Annotated in this window: 22 protein-coding genes and 1 pseudogene; 9 read left to right on the forward strand and 14 right to left on the reverse strand. The window is 47.1% G+C overall.

The features are described 5' to 3' along the window. Nucleotides 1–13: 13 nt before the first annotated feature. From HP567_RS19405 to HP567_RS19430, 6 genes are all read right to left on the reverse strand, one after another. Entirely contained in the window at nucleotides 14–880 is an 867-nt protein-coding gene (locus HP567_RS19405) for an ABC transporter permease (protein WP_173607876.1), read from the reverse strand. Continuing rightward, nucleotides 877–1,809 carry an ABC transporter ATP-binding protein gene (locus HP567_RS19410; protein WP_173607877.1) on the reverse strand — a complete coding sequence of 311 codons (933 nt, stop codon included), beginning with the start codon at nucleotides 1,807–1,809 and terminating at the stop codon, nucleotides 877–879. Before HP567_RS19410 ends, HP567_RS19405 begins: the two co-directional genes overlap by 4 nt. Next, on the reverse strand, nucleotides 1,803–4,031 hold the full coding sequence (locus tag HP567_RS19415) for a hypothetical protein (RefSeq protein ID WP_173607878.1): 2,229 nt from the start codon (nucleotides 4,029–4,031) through the stop codon (nucleotides 1,803–1,805). The genes HP567_RS19410 and HP567_RS19415 overlap by 7 nt, the downstream gene beginning before the upstream one ends. Before the next feature lie 14 nt (nucleotides 4,032–4,045). Next, complete coding sequence (locus HP567_RS19420; protein WP_173607879.1) at nucleotides 4,046–5,122, reverse strand: TolB family protein; 1,077 nt, start codon at nucleotides 5,120–5,122, stop codon at nucleotides 4,046–4,048. Continuing rightward, nucleotides 5,119–5,673 (reverse strand): RNA polymerase sigma factor, encoded by a 555-nt coding sequence (locus tag HP567_RS19425; RefSeq protein WP_047067599.1) that lies wholly within the window; start codon nucleotides 5,671–5,673, stop codon nucleotides 5,119–5,121. Before HP567_RS19425 ends, HP567_RS19420 begins: the two co-directional genes overlap by 4 nt. Nucleotides 5,674–5,810: 137 nt before the next feature. Then, nucleotides 5,811–6,968: a trans-sulfuration enzyme family protein gene (locus HP567_RS19430; protein WP_173607880.1), complete on the reverse strand. Its 1,158-nt coding sequence runs from the start codon at nucleotides 6,966–6,968 to the stop codon at nucleotides 5,811–5,813. A 126-nt stretch (nucleotides 6,969–7,094) separates the two neighbouring features. On the opposite strand from HP567_RS19430, the gene HP567_RS19435 reads away from it, so the two are divergent. Beyond that, entirely contained in the window at nucleotides 7,095–7,790 is a 696-nt protein-coding gene (locus tag HP567_RS19435; protein ID WP_173607881.1) for a peptidylprolyl isomerase, read from the forward strand. Between the two features lie 222 nt (nucleotides 7,791–8,012). Next, nucleotides 8,013–8,636 carry a cell wall hydrolase gene (locus HP567_RS19440; RefSeq protein WP_173607882.1) on the forward strand — a complete coding sequence of 208 codons (624 nt, stop codon included), beginning with the start codon at nucleotides 8,013–8,015 and terminating at the stop codon, nucleotides 8,634–8,636. Nucleotides 8,637–8,947: 311 nt separating this feature from the next. On the opposite strand, the pseudogene HP567_RS19445 reads toward HP567_RS19440, so the two are convergent. Beyond that, nucleotides 8,948–9,712: pseudogene (locus HP567_RS19445) on the reverse strand (SDR family NAD(P)-dependent oxidoreductase). Between the two features lie 103 nt (nucleotides 9,713–9,815). On the opposite strand from HP567_RS19445, the gene HP567_RS19450 reads away from it, so the two are divergent. Both HP567_RS19450 and HP567_RS19455 read left to right on the forward strand, forming a co-directional pair. Further along, nucleotides 9,816–10,127 (forward strand): YfhH family protein, encoded by a 312-nt coding sequence (locus HP567_RS19450; RefSeq protein ID WP_047067608.1) that lies wholly within the window; start codon nucleotides 9,816–9,818, stop codon nucleotides 10,125–10,127. Nucleotides 10,128–10,241: 114 nt separating this feature from the next. Beyond that, nucleotides 10,242–10,691, forward strand: a complete 450-nt coding sequence (locus HP567_RS19455) for a DUF441 domain-containing protein (protein ID WP_173607883.1) — start codon at nucleotides 10,242–10,244, stop codon at nucleotides 10,689–10,691. On the opposite strand, the gene HP567_RS19460 is transcribed toward HP567_RS19455, so the two are convergent. Continuing rightward, nucleotides 10,692–11,000, reverse strand: a complete 309-nt coding sequence (locus HP567_RS19460; protein WP_229088080.1) for an iron-sulfur cluster biosynthesis family protein — start codon at nucleotides 10,998–11,000, stop codon at nucleotides 10,692–10,694. A gap of 101 nt (nucleotides 11,001–11,101) precedes the next feature. On the opposite strand from HP567_RS19460, the gene HP567_RS19465 reads away from it, so the two are divergent. From HP567_RS19465 to HP567_RS19475, 3 genes are all read left to right on the forward strand, one after another. Continuing rightward, nucleotides 11,102–11,242 carry a hypothetical protein gene (locus tag HP567_RS19465; protein WP_007718846.1) on the forward strand — a complete coding sequence of 47 codons (141 nt, stop codon included), beginning with the start codon at nucleotides 11,102–11,104 and terminating at the stop codon, nucleotides 11,240–11,242. 68 nt (nucleotides 11,243–11,310) lie between these two features. After that, entirely contained in the window at nucleotides 11,311–12,366 is a 1,056-nt protein-coding gene (locus tag HP567_RS19470) for a DUF2515 family protein (RefSeq protein WP_173607885.1), read from the forward strand. 21 nt (nucleotides 12,367–12,387) lie between these two features. Continuing rightward, a complete protein-coding gene (locus HP567_RS19475; protein ID WP_173607886.1) occupies nucleotides 12,388–13,365 on the forward strand; it encodes a hypothetical protein in 978 nt (325 codons plus the stop codon). Here the strand turns inward: HP567_RS19475 and HP567_RS19480 are convergent. The 3 genes from HP567_RS19480 to HP567_RS19490 all read right to left on the reverse strand — a co-directional run bounded on the left by HP567_RS19480 (nucleotide 13,299) and on the right by HP567_RS19490 (nucleotide 16,020). Next, entirely contained in the window at nucleotides 13,299–14,228 is a 930-nt protein-coding gene (locus HP567_RS19480) for a sugar phosphate isomerase/epimerase family protein (RefSeq protein WP_173607887.1), read from the reverse strand. The genes HP567_RS19475 and HP567_RS19480 overlap by 67 nt on opposite strands. A 64-nt stretch (nucleotides 14,229–14,292) precedes the next feature. Beyond that, complete coding sequence (locus HP567_RS19485) at nucleotides 14,293–14,886, reverse strand: DUF1444 family protein (RefSeq protein WP_173607888.1); 594 nt, start codon at nucleotides 14,884–14,886, stop codon at nucleotides 14,293–14,295. Nucleotides 14,887–14,904: 18 nt separating this feature from the next. Continuing rightward, a complete protein-coding gene (locus HP567_RS19490; protein WP_172142372.1) occupies nucleotides 14,905–16,020 on the reverse strand; it encodes a DUF3900 domain-containing protein in 1,116 nt (371 codons plus the stop codon). Between the two features lie 122 nt (nucleotides 16,021–16,142). Here HP567_RS19490 and HP567_RS19495 point away from each other — a divergent pair, with 122 nt between their 5' ends. After that, nucleotides 16,143–16,973 carry a serine/threonine protein kinase gene (locus HP567_RS19495; protein ID WP_229088081.1) on the forward strand — a complete coding sequence of 277 codons (831 nt, stop codon included), beginning with the start codon at nucleotides 16,143–16,145 and terminating at the stop codon, nucleotides 16,971–16,973. Nucleotides 16,974–16,999: 26 nt separating this feature from the next. Here HP567_RS19495 and HP567_RS19500 read toward each other — a convergent pair whose 3' ends face one another. From HP567_RS19500 to HP567_RS19510, 3 genes are all read right to left on the reverse strand, one after another. Then, nucleotides 17,000–17,155 (reverse strand): hypothetical protein, encoded by a 156-nt coding sequence (locus tag HP567_RS19500; RefSeq protein WP_173607890.1) that lies wholly within the window; start codon nucleotides 17,153–17,155, stop codon nucleotides 17,000–17,002. A gap of 36 nt (nucleotides 17,156–17,191) precedes the next feature. After that, nucleotides 17,192–18,436, reverse strand: a complete 1,245-nt coding sequence (locus HP567_RS19505) for a DEAD/DEAH box helicase (RefSeq protein ID WP_173607891.1) — start codon at nucleotides 18,434–18,436, stop codon at nucleotides 17,192–17,194. A 152-nt stretch (nucleotides 18,437–18,588) separates the two neighbouring features. Next, a complete protein-coding gene (locus HP567_RS19510; RefSeq protein ID WP_162837736.1) occupies nucleotides 18,589–18,732 on the reverse strand; it encodes a hypothetical protein in 144 nt (47 codons plus the stop codon). Between the two features lie 134 nt (nucleotides 18,733–18,866). Here HP567_RS19510 and HP567_RS19515 point away from each other — a divergent pair, with 134 nt between their 5' ends. Then, nucleotides 18,867–19,937 (forward strand): phosphodiester glycosidase family protein, encoded by a 1,071-nt coding sequence (locus tag HP567_RS19515; protein WP_173607892.1) that lies wholly within the window; start codon nucleotides 18,867–18,869, stop codon nucleotides 19,935–19,937. Nucleotides 19,938–20,088 lie beyond the last annotated feature (151 nt).

The raw sequence follows: 20,088 nt of genomic DNA on the forward strand, positions 1-20,088 counted from the left end.
CCATGCACCTTTTTCATTGTACACGAACAGGTCGTTTCTTCCAACTCCACCATTTTCGGCGAATTGGTTTTAACAAATAAGCGCTCCAGATGATGAGGATAAAGGAAAGAACGAAGTACACACATGAGAAAAACAACCACGGTGCAAAAGTGATGTCATCGGATTGATCGAAAGACTCGCCTAAAATATCGAACAACACGATAATAGGGTTCATCCCTGCCAGCATCTGTAGCTCATACATGCTCCAAACATTGGAATTGATGTACCGTTCCGGATGCGCCTGTTGCAAGGACTCCCCGATAAAAAAGAACAACAAGCCAGTACCTACTACAAAAAAGAAGGCAATGCCGTATGTGGTGACCGTCGAAATCGACGTTCGTTTAATCCAAGTGGAGCAGAACAATCCCAACGACCCGAGAAAAAACATATTCACCGCGAGAAAAAGGACGAGTTGGGCCATTTGTTCCGGGGAGACGCTCCCGTACAGCATTACGATACTGTACAAAGGCATCGAGGCAATCAAAAGCAGCGTGGAGAACGCCAAAGACGTAATGAGCTTGCTCAAAATAATCGTGCGCGTCGACAATTGGGTCGTCAGCAAAATATGCAAGGTCTGGCGTTCTCTCTCCCCACTGATCGCTCCAGCAGTCAGGGCAGGTGCCACAAAGCAAACCATCGCGTAGTGTATCCCCGCAGATATCAGAAACAGATCCTGGTTATCCCCTAACGATTCGGCCTTCAGGGGGTCCATGAGCAAAAAGCCCATCGGTATTCCCCCCATGACAAATAAGTAAATCGCTAATATGAGCATGGTCTTTCTCGAGCGGAATCTTTCCCGCATTTCTTTTACCAAAAGTGGATTGAACAAGAAGTCGCTCACTCCATACCGACTCCTTCCGTAATCGCTAAGAAGACGTCTTCTAAATCTTTCTTGGAATCGCCATAGTAGACGACTGCGACCTGCTCATCCAGCAGTTCTTGAAGCAATTCAGCTTTTTGTTGCTCCGTCCCTTGAAAGTAGAAGCGAAAGCCTCCCATATAGTCTGTCAATTGATGGACATACGGAGAGCTCGCTAATAGAAGTCCGGCTTTGTCCAAATTCCGCAGGGCTCTCAGTTGCATCCGGCTTTGCCCTGTATCCCGATTGCTGACCTCATGCACAGACCCATACGCAATTAATCTGCCTTTTTCAATGACACCAATATCATCACACAGCTCGGCTAGCTCCGGCAAAACATGGGAGCTGATAATAATCGTCTTGCCCATTTCGCGTAGCTGTTTCATAATTTCGCGCAACTCGATACGAGCTCGCGGGTCCAGTCCTGATGCGGGTTCATCCAAAATCAGCACGGCCGGATCATGTACGAGACAACGCGCTAACCCCAGACGCTGTTGCATGCCTCGAGACAAAGAATCGACGAAAGCGTCTGCTTTGTGAGACAAATTCACCAGTTCTAAAAGATCACCGACGAGTGCCCGTCTTTTCGAGGCAGGAATTTTGTATGCTCCAGCATAAAACTCCAAATACTCCACCGCTGTCAAATTGTCATATACACCAAAAAAATCGGGCATGTAGCCAACAGACTGGCGCACACTTGCAGGGTCTTTTCGTACATTGTAGCCACAGACAAAGGCTTCCCCTTCACTCTGTTCCAAAAGGGTGGACAAGATGAGCATCGTGGTAGATTTTCCGGCGCCATTTGGACCAATGAAACCGAACACCTTTCCTGGCTCAATGGAAAGGTTCAAATCCGTCAACGCTTGCAAATTGCCGTATCTTTTTCCTAAATGAACGGTTTCAATTACCATTTCCGCACCCCCTCTACCTGGAAAATTGGCTCTGGTAGAGCTAATCGCGACGTTCCATTGTGGGAAAAACGAAGCAATAACGATTGATTTGGCGTCAAGACTTGCTGGAGTTCATTATCGAGGACAAGTCTCGTCCCGCGTTCAACAGGTATCCACCTACCGCTCTTTTGGTGGAAATATTCGATTCTAAAAGGCTTGAATGAACTGTGATTCAATGGTACCGTTATCCGCTTCATATTGATGGCAGCTTTGTCTGACCGCAGCTCAAATGTAATGCTACCCTTTCCAAGCTGCCAAATGTATCCGGTATTGTCGAAGTCTCCTACCACTTCATACATTTCGGCATCTAGCAAACCATAAGGAAAAGTCACTAGACCTTGTTCATTCGGCTGGAATTGAATAGACTGCTGAATGACATTCCAGTAATTCGCTTGGTGAGGCACCTGCATTGTCATCAGAGGAAGAGGCTCTTTCGTTGTACCGATGATACTTACCTGATTCCCCTCTTCATAATCAACGACTCTTTCCTGCATTTCCTTGATTCGTTCTTCTATTGTTTGCAATTCGTTTGTTGCCTTTGGTTTTCTTGGCATAAAAAGGGGTTCAAGCACACTGTCAACCTGCTTTTCTTCGCCCTTTTTCAATGGCCCAAGCGGAATTCGTTGAAAACCAATTTCAATATAAGTTTGATCGTAAGCAAACTCTGTATTGTTTTTCACTTTCCCTTGCAGCCGATTTTCATTAATTCGCAAGGAAGCATCAAAAGCCCCCATGTCGTGCTTTACGCCGATAGCAATTGCTTGTTTCGGTGTCAAATAGGGGAGATTACGGAAAGAGAGAACCTCTTCACCAACCATTAACCCCTCTGGTCGATAATCATTTCGCCCGACTGTCAAAGGCAGGGCAGCGATCGAAGGTTCGAGCTGAACATCGTATTCGTTCTGATCCACCCCTAAAAACGTAGTGGCTGAGCGAACATGAGCCAGTGACTCATCTAATATGTCGATCTTGGTTACGGCATAGCTGGTACTCGTTTTCACAACAGCAGGCTTTCCAACCGCGAATATAGCAACGGTCAAGAAAATTCCTCCTGCTGGGATGACTCCCCACGCCCATTCAGGTTTTCTCATTCTTTTTAGAACGAAGTATGTCAATGGTGCGAGTACAATTACATATCCGCCCCACAACGCCACCATCCAGATCGGCGGGGGCGTTTGTACTTCAGGAATCTTCTTGCTCAAATCAAGAAAAGGCCGGGTCATTTGATCCATAAAAGGCTTCTCTTCAAAAATCTTCTTGGCGCCATGCTGGGTCATTGCATTCTGCCACAGTTGTGGATTGAACTGCCACGATGCCAACGGCTCTGCTGTCACATCATAGTTGACAAATAGCAGCAACCCTCTGCCGTACGATTTTGACACAAATAAGGGCATGTCACGGTTGTATACACCGATACTGCCATTTGGCGCGACTTTTGCAATGTCATACTCACTAAGTGCTTGCTGCAGATCAATATTACCGGCTTTTCCGGCTTCCACAGGGAGAATATCAGCAAACCGCTGGATCATCCCATCTTGATTGGGACCTGCCGAAACAACCACGATCCCTCCCAGCTGGATCCACTCCTTGATCGCTGCCATCTGTTGATCATTTATTGTGGAGCCGCTATTGCCTGCCAGCGCTAACATGTCTATGTTTTCGTAAATCCACGATTGGTCAGGCAACATTTGTTCCGTGAGATTTTGTACGGACAAGGGGCGATTCATTTTGGATTGTGACTGATTGACGGCAAGGAAGTGAAACGCATTGCCCTCCTCACTAATCACCCCAATGGTGCGGCCGTCTGTTGGATATGAGATTCGCAGCTTTTCACTTTTGAGAACTTGACCGTTTTGCGTTACCTGGACGTACCAATCATCGAGCAATATTTGGGAAGGCATATCAAAGTAAACGGTTGTGCTCTTTCCTTGCTCGAGTTTTATTGGACGCCGAAGCTTAAATTCATTATTTTTTTTGACTTGTCGCTGCGATAACTCTACGGCCCCTGTGAAATTCTGTTCCTGGCTGGTTACCTTAACGTTTAGTCTCATCCATGATTCATATTTGACGATCCCACTTAAAGGTATTTCGAATTGTATGTCTATGTTGCTCTCTGCCATAGCTGGGCGTATCGAAAAGCTAAGCCATGTGATGACAAAGATTAACATCCATTTCCATCTCATGCTTGTTCCTCCGCTCATTTTCGTGACGCCAAAGAGATAACCAGTTGTTGCAGCTGATCATGGCGTGAGATAAGCAGTAAGTGCTTACCTTGGTTTGCCCAGTTTCCTTTGATCAGCTCTTCAGATGACTGGTTTCGCAATGGTAGCTCGCGTGTCACAAAAGGCTCTACACCCACGTTTACTTCCATCAGCGTTCCGTTTGGGTGTGTATAGGTCAATTTCGTATCGGAGCTCCACGATGCCCACTGTCCCACTGCAAGCGGGGTAACTTTCCCCGTTCGCATTTCCATCAGCTGTACTTCACCTGCTTTATTGAAGGCAAGCAAGCTTCCATCTGGCGACCATTCAGGCTGAGAGCCTTCTACAAGCTTCCATTCTTGGAACGAAACTGTGCTGCTCACCCAAATTTCTTCGACGCCATTTTTCGAGCGGGTAAAGGCAAGCGAATCATCATGTTCAGACCAGCTTGGTGAAGCGTATAATACTCCTTCTTCTTCCTTCAGCAATCGGCTGCTTCCCATGCTGTAAGCCGTCGGCATCTCCACAATCCATATCCGCGATAATTTTTTATCCTGCTCGACGACAGCGATTTGCTTTCCAGAATTAGACCATGCTACCCCGGTGTATTTGCCTTCTGTTGGCGGCAATTTGATCGTGACTGGCTTTAATTCCTCGTCGATTGGAATGGTTTTCAGCTCTGTATTGTTATTGATATAAGCTAGCTGAGTGGCTTTGCGATCAATGTCAACAAGCTCCACGGCTGCTTGTGCTGGCAGTTTAAGGACTTCATGCTCTCGAACGGCAAGAGAGGTATTGTTCCACCACACAAATCCGCCTATGGCAAGGGTGAGCGCAGCAGCAGCGATTCCGCTCCAAACTAACTTCCCAAGCTTTTTGGGTGCGTCATTTGGAGCCTTTGTCTGTTTGGCCTCGAGATCTCTCATTTTCTGGAGCAATTGCTTTTTCAGGTCTGATTTTAGCTGATAATTGACTGGAACCGATCCGCGCATCTGCTTCAAATGGGCTAGGAGTTGGGTTACGGTCTGATCATCCGATTGATGATCCTGGGGGTGTTTCTCCTCTTCTCTCATTCGGAGTCCCCCCTCTCATACATCTTCTGAAGTTTTTGTAATCCGCGATAAGAAATCATTTTGATACTCGATTCTGTTTTGCCGAGCACCTCAGCTACCTGACTGATTTTGAGGTCAGCAAAGTACCGGAGCATCAACACGTCACGTTGATCCTGAGACAACAAGTCCAGACGATCACGAAGCAGACGAATCTCTTCATTCGTCAGCGCCTGTCGCTCTGGCTGCCATGTGTCATCCGGTTCTGCTCCTAGAAAATCTTCCTGGTCAACAGGTAACTCCCTGTTTTTCCGCATAAAATCCACATATGTATTGTGAGCAATACGAAAAATCCATGATGCGAATGGACTTGTTCTGCTATATTGCTCGAATTTTTCTAGTGCTTTTAAAAAGACCACGGTGGTCAAATCATCGGCATCCCACGTACTTTGAACCCGGCATCGTAAATACCGGTTGACGCGATCAAAATATTCGTCATACAGTTCCGTAAATGGACGAGATTCATAATAATCTCCGGATGATGGCCCCGACGGTTGCTTCATAGCCATTCCCATTTGCGTTTTCCTCGGTTTCTTCCAGACTGAAGCATGTTCTCAGAATGGACTTTCTCCACTACATTCTGAGACTACTCTAACTAAGTAATACGTATTACTTAGGAAGAAAGTTTCATAATGTGGCAAAGTTTTTTGAATTATTTCCCTAATGCGGCATCTAATGCTATCTGAATGTCTTGAACAGCTTCAATTCCGACCGATAACCGTACCAGTCCCATCGTGATTCCCGTTTCCTTGCGCTGCTCTTCAGAAAAAGCACGGTGGGACGTCGTAACTGGATGAGATACACTCGTCTCCACACCTGCAAGAGACGGAGCCAGCTTGATCCAGTCAAGCGCCCGGTAAAAGTCGTAAATCTTCGTCTCTTCTGCCAGAACAAAGGATACCATTGCTCCCTGTTTTTGCATTGAAAAAAAGAAGGTATCTGTAGGACTTGGGTAATGCACTCGTCCAACTGCAGGATGAGCACGAAGAAACGCAGCGATCTGGCTGGCATTATCGCATTGACGCTCCATTCTCACTGCCAATGTTTTCAAACCGCGCGATGTCAACCAGGCCTCAAAAGGACTGAGCGATGCACCGTAATTGGCTACGATCTCAGTGGCACGCTTGATCGTCGCCTGTGATCCAACCAGAACACCTGACGTCACATCGCTATGTCCCCCAATGTATTTGGTTCCACTATGTACCACGAGATCTGCTCCAAATGATACGGGTTGTACCAAATACGGAGTCGCGAACGTATTATCCACCATGACGGTTAAGCCAAGACTTTTTGCTTCCTTGATCCAGTAAGGTAGATCTACCACAGTCAATAGCGGATTGGTGATAGTCTCCACGAAAAACAGCCGCGTCGTTGGGCGAACATGATCAGCAAGCTTTGTCATTCGACCAAGCTGGATGCACTCAAGCTCGATCCCAAATCGCGACAGCTCCTTGTGCAGAAGAGCGTAGGTACCGCCATAAATTTCATGGGAAGCCAGCACGTGATCCCCAGGGGAAAGAACAGCAAGTAAACCAGCCATGATCGCTCCCATACCGGAGGCAGCACTGACACCTGCTTCTGCACCTTCTAAAACAGCGATAGCATGAGCCAGCTCAGCTTGGTTCGGATTGCCATTTCGGGTGTACAAATATTCTCCTTCGCCGACGTAGTACGCTTCTACTTCTTCCAAGCCTTCGAAGGCAAAAACAGAGGTTTGAAAAATCGGTGTCGTTTTGCTCTTTACTCCCCGCAAAGGATCATGTCCGATATGTACCGTTTTGGTCTCAAATCGCTCTGCCACATTGATCACCCTTTTCTCCCAATCATACCACGCGAGATTGGAAAGGAAACTAGCGGATTGGCAAAAGCTCGACTATTTGTGTTATAATTCGAAACCGAACCACCCAACAGTATGAAACAAAGGAAGGTGCATAAGATGAGAAAGATGATGACAACTCTGTTCACATGTCTGACGGCAATCGCCTTGGTTACGGGTTGTTCTACAGGAAGCAATGAAGCCGCTCCTAATCAGCCGACTACGCCAGCAGAGAAACCAGCATCCAAAGAGCCAGCTAACCCACCGGGTCCAACCGGAGAGAAGAAATACGAGAAGGCTCCGGCTATGCAGATTGACAAAGCAAAGGACTATCAAGCGAAAATCTCTACTTCCATGGGAGACATCACAATCGATCTGTTTGAAAAAGACGCTCCAATTGCTGTCAATAACTTCGTTTTCCTCGCAAAGGACAAGTTCTATGACGGCATCACGTTCCACCGCGTTATGAAAGACTTCATGATTCAAACAGGTGATCCATTGGGTAATGGCATGGGTGGCCCTGGCTACACGTTTGAAGACGAATTGAAAAATGGTCATAAATACGAACCAGGCGTAGTTGCCATGGCGAATTCTGGTAAAAACACGAATGGTAGCCAATTCTTCATTGGTTCTGGACCTGACGTGACAGGATTGGACAACTCTCCGAACTACACGATTTTCGGAAAAGTCACGGGTGGTATGGATATCGTTCAAAAAATTGCCGGAACAAAAGTAAAGAAAAACCCACAAACGGGTGAACCAAGTGTTCCTGAGCAAACGATTACCATTAAAACCATTACGATTACGGAAAAATAAGCTCAAACTGCACACGAAAGCCACTTTCTCAACAGGAAAGTGGCTTTTTTTATCGAGGAAACATCTGTTTATGAAAACACTTTCATGAATCGAATCATTTTGTAAATAGTTCTATGGTACCAATTACCTCTTGAACCATTCCGATCAGACCGCTAGACTTGCAAAAGACCTGATTCGCTTCCGCAATCAAAACGCAAAGAGCGAAAAGGAGTGGTTCACACCATGTTGACACGTGAAGCGCCAACGCGCTTTTTCTTCTTTTTGAACAGTTTTGGCTTGATGCTGTTATGCTTATTTGTCACACCGACAAGTGCAATGGCGCCACAACCAATACAAATCCTCCCTGTTCTCGATAGTGCAACGGCGCCATCGGAACAAGTTTCGAAGAAGGAAAAGACACCAACCACATCTGCTGCAGCAGTAAAACGCAAGTCTGTGCAGGTTAGTCGTGATAGTCGTCCAAAAGTGGTTCGGAATGGAAAAGTGAAAGTTTCGGAGAGGGATATGGAACTGCTCGCCCGGTTAGTGTATGCGGAAGGCCGGGGAGAACCGTATGAAGGACAGGTAGCGATTGCTGCCGTTGTATTGAATCGGGTTGCTTCAGATGATTTTCCAAATACGGTACGGGAGGTTATTTATGCTCCCAATGCGTTTTCGCCTGTCCATGACGGCAATTTGACACATAAATTAAATGAGAGTACGAGAAAAGCGGTCCAGGACGCGGTCAATGGAAAGGATCCAAGCAACGGTTCCCTGTACTTCTTTAACCCGGATACGGCTACTTCCAAGTGGATTTGGTCACGTCCTGTAACGGTTGAGATCGGTAACCATCGTTTTGCTCGTTAACGCGCTACTTCCCGAAAAAGATTTAATAATACTTTATTTTTATTTAATGGATGTTTTACTTTTGCTTGCTATGTTGTAGGTGTAAGCACTTTTTCAACGCATTGAGAAAAAGTTCGATTATCTTCTTTGGATGACTTTTTAACGTAAGCATGTTTAGATCGTTTATTCAATCTGAGTATGCCTACGCTAATAGCTTTGATTGATTGACTGTTTTGGGTGAGAGCAAACCAGTCATAGAACAATCAGTCGTTCTTTTTCTCAATCGCCCCCAATAATTAGGCATTCCCAACGTGGGAATGCCCCTTTTTTTATTAAAATCCGTATATAGACATACCGCCATCAACCGAAAGCGTTTGACCGGATATGTAGGAAGCGGCATCAGAGGACAAGAAAATCGCTGGTCCTACCAAGTCCTCGACATCCCCGATGCGGCCACTTGGCGTTCTCTGCAATACCTCTTGGACGAACGCTTCGTCACTAAGCAAGCTCTCCGTTAATGGCGTACGAAAATACCACGGCGCGATCGCATTTACGTTGACCCCAAACTTGCTCCATTCTAATGCCAGCACCCGCGTCATCTGGATGAGCCCTGCTTTGCTGGCACCATACGCGACACCCGTACGAAGTGCTACTACACCTGCGACCGAAGCAATATTGACGATTCTTCCATAGCGCTGCTCGCACATGATCTTGCCTGCAGCTTGACTCATAAAAAACGCTGCTTTCAAATTCAAATCCACTACCCTGTCCCACTCTTCTTCCGTTACCTCATGAGCTTTTTTGCGAATATTCATTCCTGCATTGTTGATCAGGATATGAACACCCCCTAGTCCTTCGACTGCCTGCTTCACAACATGGTCCGCTGCATCAGACACAGTCTAGTCAGCCTCGACAGGAACAGCCAGTCCGCCTTTTGCTTCAATCTCCGATACCACCTCTTGCAAGTCGGAAGCTGTTCGCGAGACCACCGCAACCTGTGCACCCGCTTCTGCGATTCCCAACGCAAGTGCCTTCCCAATTCCTCTGCCCGCACCTGTGATGATTGCTTTTTTTCCATGCAAATCAAAACGTGTCATTTTCGAAACGACTCCCCCTTTCGTTTCCTTAGAGGATTCTGCATCCATCGCCTTTTCCCTTGTCTTTTGCTACAATATACATGTATGGAAAGGGGGCAGTCCGTTGCGTTTGTACAGTCAGATGACACTCGCCGAGCTGCAGGAGGAAATGGAGCGCCTGCACGTAGAAGCGAAAGAGAAAAAGGAGCTTGGTGATCACTCACAGCTTGCGATCATTACACAAAAGTACTTTATGGCGAAATCGTACTATTTAGGAACGGGTGAGTTCCGAATCGGCAGCAAATACAGCGTGCCTGATTATGATCAGCCATTTACAATCGACTATTTCAACGGCGTCTTTGCTTGGGGACGTTTCCCTGATTCGGATGAACAGACGGGTTTTCCAGTAGGAATGCTGGAACTGTGGTTCGACTAGAAAAAAGAGATCGGCACTCGCACTCTTGTGCATGCCGATCTCTTTTTTCTTGCCCGGGCACATGCCGCAGCAGTATGGATATACTAAAAAAAACGAAAGTGAGCCAACCCGCTTATGGACTGGATTTCTATCATCCTTTTGGTATTACTGGCGCTCGGTGTCGTCGGCAACAACGCCACCGTCTCCATTGCAGTTGCGATTCTTCTCTTAATGAGGCTCCTGTCATTGGAACGATATTTCCCTCTGCTCGAGCAGCATGGATTACAGCTCGGGATTATTATATTGACGATTGGCATCATGACCCCGTTGGCAAGCGGCAAGATCAATCCTTCGTCCATCTTGGAGATTTTTACGAATTGGCATTCGTTACTGGCTGTCGCCATCGGTATGTTTGTGGCTTACCTGGCGGGAAAAGGAACGGCCTTGATGACCCAAAATCCATTGATCGTGACTGGCCTTCTGCTAGGGACAATCGCTGGTGTCACTTTTTTCCGCGGTGTTGCAGTCGGTCCTTTAATTGCAGCAGGGATTCTCGCCTTTATTTTGCAATTTCTCCCGAAGTGATTAGGTCCAGCGATCTTTCAGTTGAAGGCCATAAGCCAAAATTTGCTGTGGCGTGACCATCCGGAAGCCTTGCTGCGCACGATAATCAATCGTAAGCACATCAGACCCGATATAGGTGATCGTTTCGCGATCTATCAGAAACGTCAAAGAATCGACCTGGTAGACTTCATCTTCTGGACCTTGGGTATCCCACCACAGCGCATACTCTACATTCATCCCGCAGCCACCGACTAGCTCACCGTTGATCCGAATGGGCTTGTCCGTACTGGCTATGCGTTCTACTGCTTCTTTTGTCACTTTTACTATCATATTTGGTGCCACCCTTCTCATGATTTTCCAGCATGCTGGATGCATCATCTCTTACATGATAGCATACAATGCTTGAAAGGCAGCAGAAAGGACGATCATCTATGAATATCTACGAACAAGATGGGATTTTTGTCGCGGAAACGGAGTTCCAATCGGAGCACGTTGTCATTTTTGCGAATACGTGGGAGGAAGCCAAGGAAAAACTACTCGTTCGGCTTCTCGTACTAGAAATGATTGGTTGAATAAAAAGCGGGTCGCCCAGTAGACCTGCTTTTTTCCATGTGAAAAACAACAAGGAGCACCCATACCGATGACAGATAAGACAGCAACGAAAATAGCCGAGCAGCACTTGGTTGCTCAAATCAGACAAGCAACAGCCAAAGCCAATCGCAACAATGTGACCCGCACACAAGCATACCTCGCCTTTTATCTCGAGCACCAAGAGGTTCACTGGGCATTATTGGCCCATCTGGTCTCACGAAATGGCGGGTGGAACATGACCGATTTAAAAGGAGAATGGCTACCGCTTATCATGGATGCACAAGCAATCGAGCCGTTTTTTTGGTTTTTGGAAAGATGCAACTGGCTGATTTTTCACGATGCCTATCCGCAATTACTTCTGTATGCGGAGATGAAACGAACGGGGACAGATTTAACCAACCTTTTGGCGCCACTTGGTGTTTCAGTCTTTATGCAACCGTATTGGCAAGAGTTCCTCGTATCCAAAGACAGTGCGAACCTTACACATGCACTCATCGTCAATGAGCAGCAATATATCGAACAGCGCGTCGTACAGAAGCCGTTTACCCTGAATCATATTTTTGCTTCGTTTGCTTTCGTCGCCCAATCTGCTCTCTCGATGAATCAAGTGCTCATTCCTTATAAAGCGCACCCTACTGACCGCCGACTCAGCTTGATCGGGTTGAATGTTCATCATTTTCCCGATGTCAGAAACCGCATTCAGGTCGGAAAGACGTTGTACCACCAATTGTTTGGGGAGCGTTTTCGCTTCGAGAAAATACTATCCTACTGCTCTCGTATTCCTCATACAGGCTCACGAGCAGATTATTGGCCGCATTTGTTCACACCTCATCATCCACCTTCCACCACTGAAGGTGAGTACCAACTACGCTTAGATGGACATGAGTTGCTAGAAGGAAGTCCGCGGATATACAGTCCACGTCTTCAAGATGCATGGGCTGATTATGGACACGATCCGGCAGATGGGGTAGATTGGTTTCGAGATGAAAAATGGCACCAGGTCGTGAAAGAACCCGCTTCACTGCCAACCATCGACAGTGATTCTTATGTGCGTTCACTGCAATGGATCGAATACGGAGTCAAACTCGTCTCAGCAATCACGTAGCTTAGAGAGGAGATCAGTCCCATGGAAAAATGGATGCAAGAAATGGCGTTGAATCAAACAAGTTTTTTGCTATCCTGCCAATTGCCGAGCGGTACCTTTCGCCTCGGCCCCCAACGTGATCAAATCAATCCTTACTTTACCAACCTGGGTGTTATTTCCCTCATCCGAATGAAGGAGGTAGAGGCTGTTCGCGGTCATCTCGATTGGTATTTGCAAAACCTGAATGCGAACGGCTACATCAATGATTTTCGTCTTGAACAGGGCAGAGAAATCGATACCGGCACAAATGATAGCGAAGATAGCTACCACACGACTTATTTCAGCCTGCTTGCAGAATGGATACGGGCAACGGGGCGTATAGATTGGCTGCATGCCAACCACGCTACACTCTTGTCCCTACTCCAAGCAGTTGCCCGCCTTCAACAGAAAGACGGTTTGACTTGGGCAAAGCATTCGTATCGGGTTAAATATTTGATGGACAATTGCGAGGTGGCCAAGGGGCTGGCAGATGCTTCGTATTTATTTTCGTTAATCGGTGATGTGAATGCTGCCGAGGAAGCGGCTTCACGTGCGAAAGCCTGTGAGCTCGGTATCAGTGGGATGTACAGTCGAATTCGCAAGTCGTATGCCATGTATGATCGTACATACCCCGGCTGGCGAAAATGGTACCCGGACGTCACTTCCCAAGCGTTTCCGATTGTCTACAGCATGACAGATGCCAACACGGCCTCGCTGCTTTACCAAAGGATCACAGACGCTTTCCCGCATTTTGATACGTTTCAGACTGGTGATTTATACCCTTGGATGACGATGGGGGTATGCGCGCAAATGATGGGCGATAAAACACGGGTGAAGACCATGCTCGTGACGGCCACAGACTTGTACATACACGGCCCCAGGTACCCGTACTGGCTCATTCAAGATGCCGGACGCTATATTGAATTATTACTGGACGTGGAATCATCAGGTTCAGATAAGAGTTGCTCTACCCAACGATAGCAACGCTCCAGTTGCTCGTCTGTTACTAGGTCGGAACGATGCTCGAACATAATCTTTACATGTGGGTTCTCCTTTCTGATGATCGTCAGGTAGTCTTCAATCGGAGCCCACCCTTCTTCCGGTTTACATTCAGGAAGAACGGGAAAGTGAACGAATTCAACCTTGTCAGCAGTCACCTTCATACTCTTCAAATGAATGCTCCACGCATATTTCGTATACGTTTGAATGACGTCACGCGCATTGAAAAACGGGTCGATTTTTTCTTGCAGGAACAATCGGCCGGTATCGAGACAGAGCTTGATCGTTGGATATTTCCGGAGCAAGGACTCTAAAAATTCTGTCTCATACACATATCGATTGAGCGCATCGAATTCAAGGACTGGCGTGAAGTGATACTCCTTGCCTTTCTCAGCCAACCACGCAAAGACCTGCTCACTACGATAGTGAAATTCTTCTTCCGAGTAGGCTTGCTCCCATACATAATCTCGACAATCATGAAAACGCCACACATTCCAGTCGACGCGATCGTCTAAAATGACAGGCTTCGGATAATGGAATAAGACATAGGTTGGCTGAATGAATGACATAAACGCCAGTTCCCTCTCTATCCTTTCAAATGCCTCGGCTCTTGTCTGATCATGAGCATCCATGAATAATGCATCCCGCAGCTCGAACTGACCTGCACGCAGCGGAAAATGAACACCAATCGCAAATCCTTTTGCTTGAGATTCACGCTGTAGTTGTTGGATATCCTCCTCTGAATCAAACAAGCATGCCTCGATTCCGTAAAAGCCCTCCTTAAAATCTCGTTCATATTTTCCCTGATCAAAGCCTCCATATTGACCAATCATGAAATTTTTCATTCGAGGGTTTCCTCCGATTTTCGCACAGTAGAGCAAACGCGGGAAGCCTGTTCCCGCGTTTGCTCTACTTTCTTTCAATTTTCGTACCGGAGTCGTGCGTCACCACGAGAAATGGGGTCAATTCCCCTTCTTCCCAATAAAAAGGCAAGACAGAAATCGGAACTTGCCCTTTCGATGCAAAATCATACGTGAGACGCGCTAACAGATGCGCTCCAGCCTCTCCTGCCATATCCGCCACAATCAGCACATCCTGATGCGGAATCGCGACACCAAGCGCGTCTCCTTGCTTTTTCTGATCCATCTCCGCCAGAAATGAATCCAGCAAAATTCGGCTTGCTGCATAGCCGTCTGTCGGACTAATAAAATGGATGCGCTGACCTCCTACCTCTTGTGACTTTACTGAAAAGGGGAGCTTTCGCAAGTTTTCCATCGCGTATGAATGAAGCTGCTCGCTCGTCCAGCCTGCTTCTTCTAGCATCCGCTTCTCAATCAATGCGTAGCCTTCCCCTTGATCCAGTGCGTACAGTACATACGTATCTGCTGTATGTTCCTTCACAACCCACCGCTCCGGGTACTTGTTGATCATCGAGGCATGGCGCAATACCGGATAAATGTTAGGCTCTTGGCCGGTTACTTTCAGTTGTCGATCCAACTCCATCACTCCCTTCATCATTTATTACCAAGGTGGATTATCGTCGTCCTCCGTTGGCGTGCTCATCGGTGTATACGCAACGTTTTGGCTTCGCTCTTCGATTTCTTTCACGATGTCCGTCAACGCTTTTGGCTTTAAAAACTCAACAGGAGACATGCCACGCTCGAACTGTAGCTGCTCGCCTTCTAATAATACCAAATAACGCCCGTTTACTTTCGCGATATGCAGGTTGGTACCGTAATCGGCCAATAATGTACGGATCTGCATATGATCCAGCTTGAACTTCAGTTCGACCTCTGGTTGGCGATCTGTAATAATTTGCATCGCTTCCATCACGGTCTCATGCTCCCATTTTTCTGCGAGCTCCCGCTTAGGACTTGCAGCAATGAGTTCAATGGCTTCCTCTTCCCGTACCCGCTCTTCGGATGCTTCAGGGTACGTATATTCGATGTGCTGTCTCGCCAATGAAATAACTTCTTCAGAGACGATCTGCGTCATCGTTTGCGGATACTCGATAAAACGCAGAAACTCCTCGAAATACCGTGCGTGGGAGAACTGATGAATTTTCACGTGATAGGGATCATTCATCCCCGATTCGATCATATACGGGTACATCAGCGATTTCATGTTTTTGGCATTGATCGCCATGCGCACATTCGATATGAGGCTCTTCTCATCTGTGATGACTGCTGTTTTTTGTTCGAAATCGCATTTTAAAATAAAGACATAGCGCTCATCAATCAGATCGAGCCTCGTCCGCACTACAATCATAACCCCGCCTCTCACCTGAGAGGTTCGCAAATACGACTGAATCAACTCCTGACAGGGCTCCTTGCTCTCCCCTGGCGTTTCCGCTGCCAACAATCGATTCAAGAGGGCATAGTTGGGGTTCGAGTCCAATGGATGTCCAGGCTCCAGCACAAATTGACCCAGTTTTGTCGGCGTGCCTTCTGTCTTTGGATTCATCTCGACTTTTCTTTTCGCAATCCGGGCGAATTCCCCATCGAGAAAATCTTTCAGCTCGCTCTTCTGATATTCATCATGGCCCAAATAGCGCGTCATTCGCACTTGTTTTATGCCATCCTCTTCTTCAGGCTGTTCCATCAGATAAAAGGATAACCAGTCAATTGTAAAATTCATACCCTTCGCTCCTGTCTGCATGTAACGAACTGATTATAGCAAACCTATTGAAAAAAAGGTCAGCTTTTTCAAATCATGATAAAATGAAAGGAGGAGGGGAAAATCAGACAATGTGGACTCGTATGAAGTCATGGTGGAACGAAACAATACGCGATAAACCATATCGGCCCGGCCACCTGGCAGGACAGTATGAAATAACAAAAGTACTAGGGATGGGAAGCTACGGGATTGCCTATCTCGCCACGCACAACCCTACAGGTAATCAGGTTGTGCTGAAGCAAGTGAAACCAAGCCTGCGTCACACACCAAAAGGAGAAGCCATGCAAGCGTACGAAAAAAAGGTGCTGATATCCCTCTCGCATCCGCAAATCCCTCGCTGTCTGGATTCTTTCACATATCGGCAAGACTCGTTTATGGTCATGACTTATATTGCAGGTCCCACACTCGAAGACATGTTGTTTGATCATAACATCGTGGCTGACGAGAAAAAATGCGCCGAATGGATGCGCCAAATCGGAGAACTCGTGGCCTACCTCCATGAACAAAATGTGATTCACCGTGACGTACGGATCCCCAACGTCATCTGGAAAGAGGACAAGCCTTACTTGATTGATTTTGGCCTCGCTCGGTTCGTAGGTGATCGCCCGACTTACACGGCTGATGCTCTTTCCGCCTACCCGTCTGAAAAACAATTGAAGCGAGAAGTCGCTCCTTCCAGTGATTTGTACGCTTTGGGACATTTCTTTTTATTCTTGCTCTATTCCGGATATGAATCGGAACCAGACGCACCTGAAAAAAGCTGGGAAGAAGAGCTTTCTTTATCTCCTTCCATTCGCATGATGATTCGCCGTTTGTTACAAATGGACGCCCCTTATAAAAGCGTACAGGATTGGCTAGAAGAGCTGGATCGCTATTTGATCCACTACCAGGAAAAAAGAGCAGGGCATCCGTAGACTTCACGGATTCTCCCTGCTCTTCTTCATTCTGAAATCGGCTCTTGTTTCGCCTGTTCCATCTTTTCCTTCAGTTCCCCTGCTTCCCGGCGCAGCACTTGTCGTTCGTGTTTCGTCAGAACTTCTCCACCAACAGTTCCATTTACCAGTAAATCCTCTTCATATAACCGATCTTTGCGCATGGAAACCTCCTGCAGACAAGTTGTGTACTTCTTGTCCTACTTTGTTCCAAAGCTGCCCTTCTTATGTGCACGATTTTGATTCCGTTTGGCAGGGCTCGCATTTTTGGCTGGAGCTCCTGACTTTTGTGCTGGTGCGGGCTTTCTTGCAGGACGCGGATCTTCCAGTGCTCCGTGCGTCATGAATTTTTCAGCAATCGGCAAGCCTGTTTGCTTGGAAAATTTTTGAATAATGAATCGTTCCTGTGTCGTAATGATCGAAAATACCAGTCCGGCACGCCCCATACGCCCAGTTCGGCCACTGCGATGAATATACGTGTCAGCATCCGATGCAGGATCGTAATGCACAATACATTCCACACCTGGAATATCAATGCCACGTGCGGATACATCTGTCGTAATCAGCACCGGGAATGCCCCATCCCGGAATTGTTGGAGGGTGCGGGCACGCTCTTCTTTCGTAGCATCACGGTGCAGGAGTCTGCACGGCAAATGGTGGTAGTTGAGCTTCGAAACAATCTCGTCCACTTTTTCGATTTGATTGACAAAAACAATCGAGGAGCGAACATTGACGAGGCGCAGCAAACGACGGAGCGTATCCACCTTTTTACGTGGATCGGTCACCAAATACATGTGTGCTACCCCTGCAGCTCCTTCTGGTGCTGCTGCGCGAATAACGGCAGCATCTTTTGTGAAAATTTCAGCCGTATGTACGACTTCCTCTGCGATTGTCGCTGAGAATAACAGTCGTTGTGTATCACGAAGCGTTTTTTTCATGACCTCTTGGACTGGCTTGCCAAAGCCCGCATCCAGCATACGGTCTGCCTCATCAACAACAACCGTCTTCACTTCATGGACCTTTAGCTTGCGCTGATCAATCAGCTCCAGCAGTCTTCCTGGTGTTGCTACAATCAATACAGGCTTCTTTTTCAGTCTCTCGATTTGGCGTTTTACATCGACACCGCCAATAATGGACATCACGGCCGTGTCCTTGCCTGGCAGAAGGCTTTCTGCTTCCCGCGCAATCTGAACAACGAGCTCATGCGTCGGTGCGAGTACAATGGCCTGTACATCTTTTTGCTCCATATTGATTTTCGATAAAATCGGCAGTAAATAAGCAAACGTCTTGCCTGTCCCTGTCGGTGATTCAATCAAGGCATCTCGACCAGCCATAATCAACGGGATGGCTTCACTTTGTACAGGTGTCGGTGTTTCCATTTTTCGCTCTCGCAATATAGTCAACAGCGGTGCGCTAATTTGTAAATCTGCAAACGTGGTGCTCACAAAAACCCTCCTGGCATAAAGTCGTGCATTGGGTAAGCTTACCACACTTTGCAGGTAGAATACAGAGGTAAGCCAGTCCTCGTGGGGTAAGGTCCATTTAGAAAAAGATAAAAATAGGCGAAATCCGCATTGGACTTCGCCTGACCTTCCTTCTACCCGTTATTCGAATCGAAACGGGTTTCCTGCTTCTCACCTTGGTCTTGACGGTCCCGGCTGGTGGTTTGGTTACGTGTCCCTTTTGGACTTTCCATGTACTCCTCTACTTCCTTTTGAAACGCCTCATCATAGTCACGCACACCTATCACCTCCTGTTCTTATTTTGACCAGGCTGATCACATATTATTTTCCTGAAACCTTTTTCCCGGTAATGCGTCTCTTCATATAGGAATGACAACCCTAGTACAATTTGTTAGATGGATGTGAATAGTGAATGGAGACGTTGTCGCGCACTCGCACACGCAAGCGAGCCAAGCGCAAAAGACCATGGCGTTGGGTTAAGAAATGGATCCTCGGCACTGCCTTAACCTGTACAACCTTAGCTCTACTGGGAATTATTTTTTTATTTGGAACGAAAAATGGAGTAGAATTACGTGAATGGGCGGCAGGTACTTTGCTGACAACCCAGCACGATTACTGGGCCCCCTATACATTTTTGCCCGATGAAAAACTGAAAGAACTAAAGGAGCAAATTACACATCCTACCGTTATCAACTCTGAAGATACAGGTTCAGCCACGACAGGACCTGCTATTCCGCCGAAATCGAATCTGGTAACCGTCACACTTCCGGAGAAACCAAAGGAGCTGATCGAGATTGAGGAAATTGACGTCTCGAAAGGCAGTTATTACTTTAAAGGAAAAATCATGTACATTAGCGACCCGAGCAGAGTACGGCTCGTCGTCACGAATCGCAAGGACCGTGGAGATTTGCTCGATGAGTTTGTAAAGAAAACAGGAGCCATCGGGATCGTCAATGCGAGTGGATTCGCCGACCCAGACGGTTACGGCAAAGGAGCGCGAGCTTACGGCGTCGTCATCCACGACGGAAAGATTTTGCAAGGCTACAACCCGAGAAGCGGAGAAACCGCACTAGGGCTTACCTATGACGGTAAACTGATTACGGGCAGCTACTCGGCTGAACAACTCGTAAAAATGGGCGTGCGTGACGCTGTGAGCTTCCGTCCGCAGTTGATTGTAAACGGGAAAAATATGTTTGAAGGAAAGCCTGCCAAAAGCTGGGGCATTCAACCGCGTACCGCGATTGGACAAAAAGAAGACGGGACGATTGTATTTGCAGTCATTGATGGTCGCCAACCCGGGCATTCCATCGGGGCAAGCATGAACGACATGGCGGAAATACTGGCTGAGCGGGGTGTAATTACAGCAATGGCCATGGACGGTGGTTCCAGTTCCATGATGCTGCACAATGGTGAGGCCATTACGAAGACGTCTTCTCCCTATCATCGAGGCCGCTATTTGCCAAATGCGTGGGCTGTTTTTTAGAGAACGGCTAGGGTGATTTTGAGGAGGTTTCAGATTCTTGGACAAATTGTTTCACTATAGTGAAGACCCAGCCATTGCGAATTTTCAGCTTCAGTCTGCACTTTTCCGTGATCCGTATGCGAAATGCGTCGCTCACATAATAAAACAGGCA

The sequence above is a fragment of the Brevibacillus sp. M2.1A genome (assembly GCF_013284355.2).
Lineage (GTDB): Bacteria > Bacillota > Bacilli > Brevibacillales > Brevibacillaceae > Brevibacillus.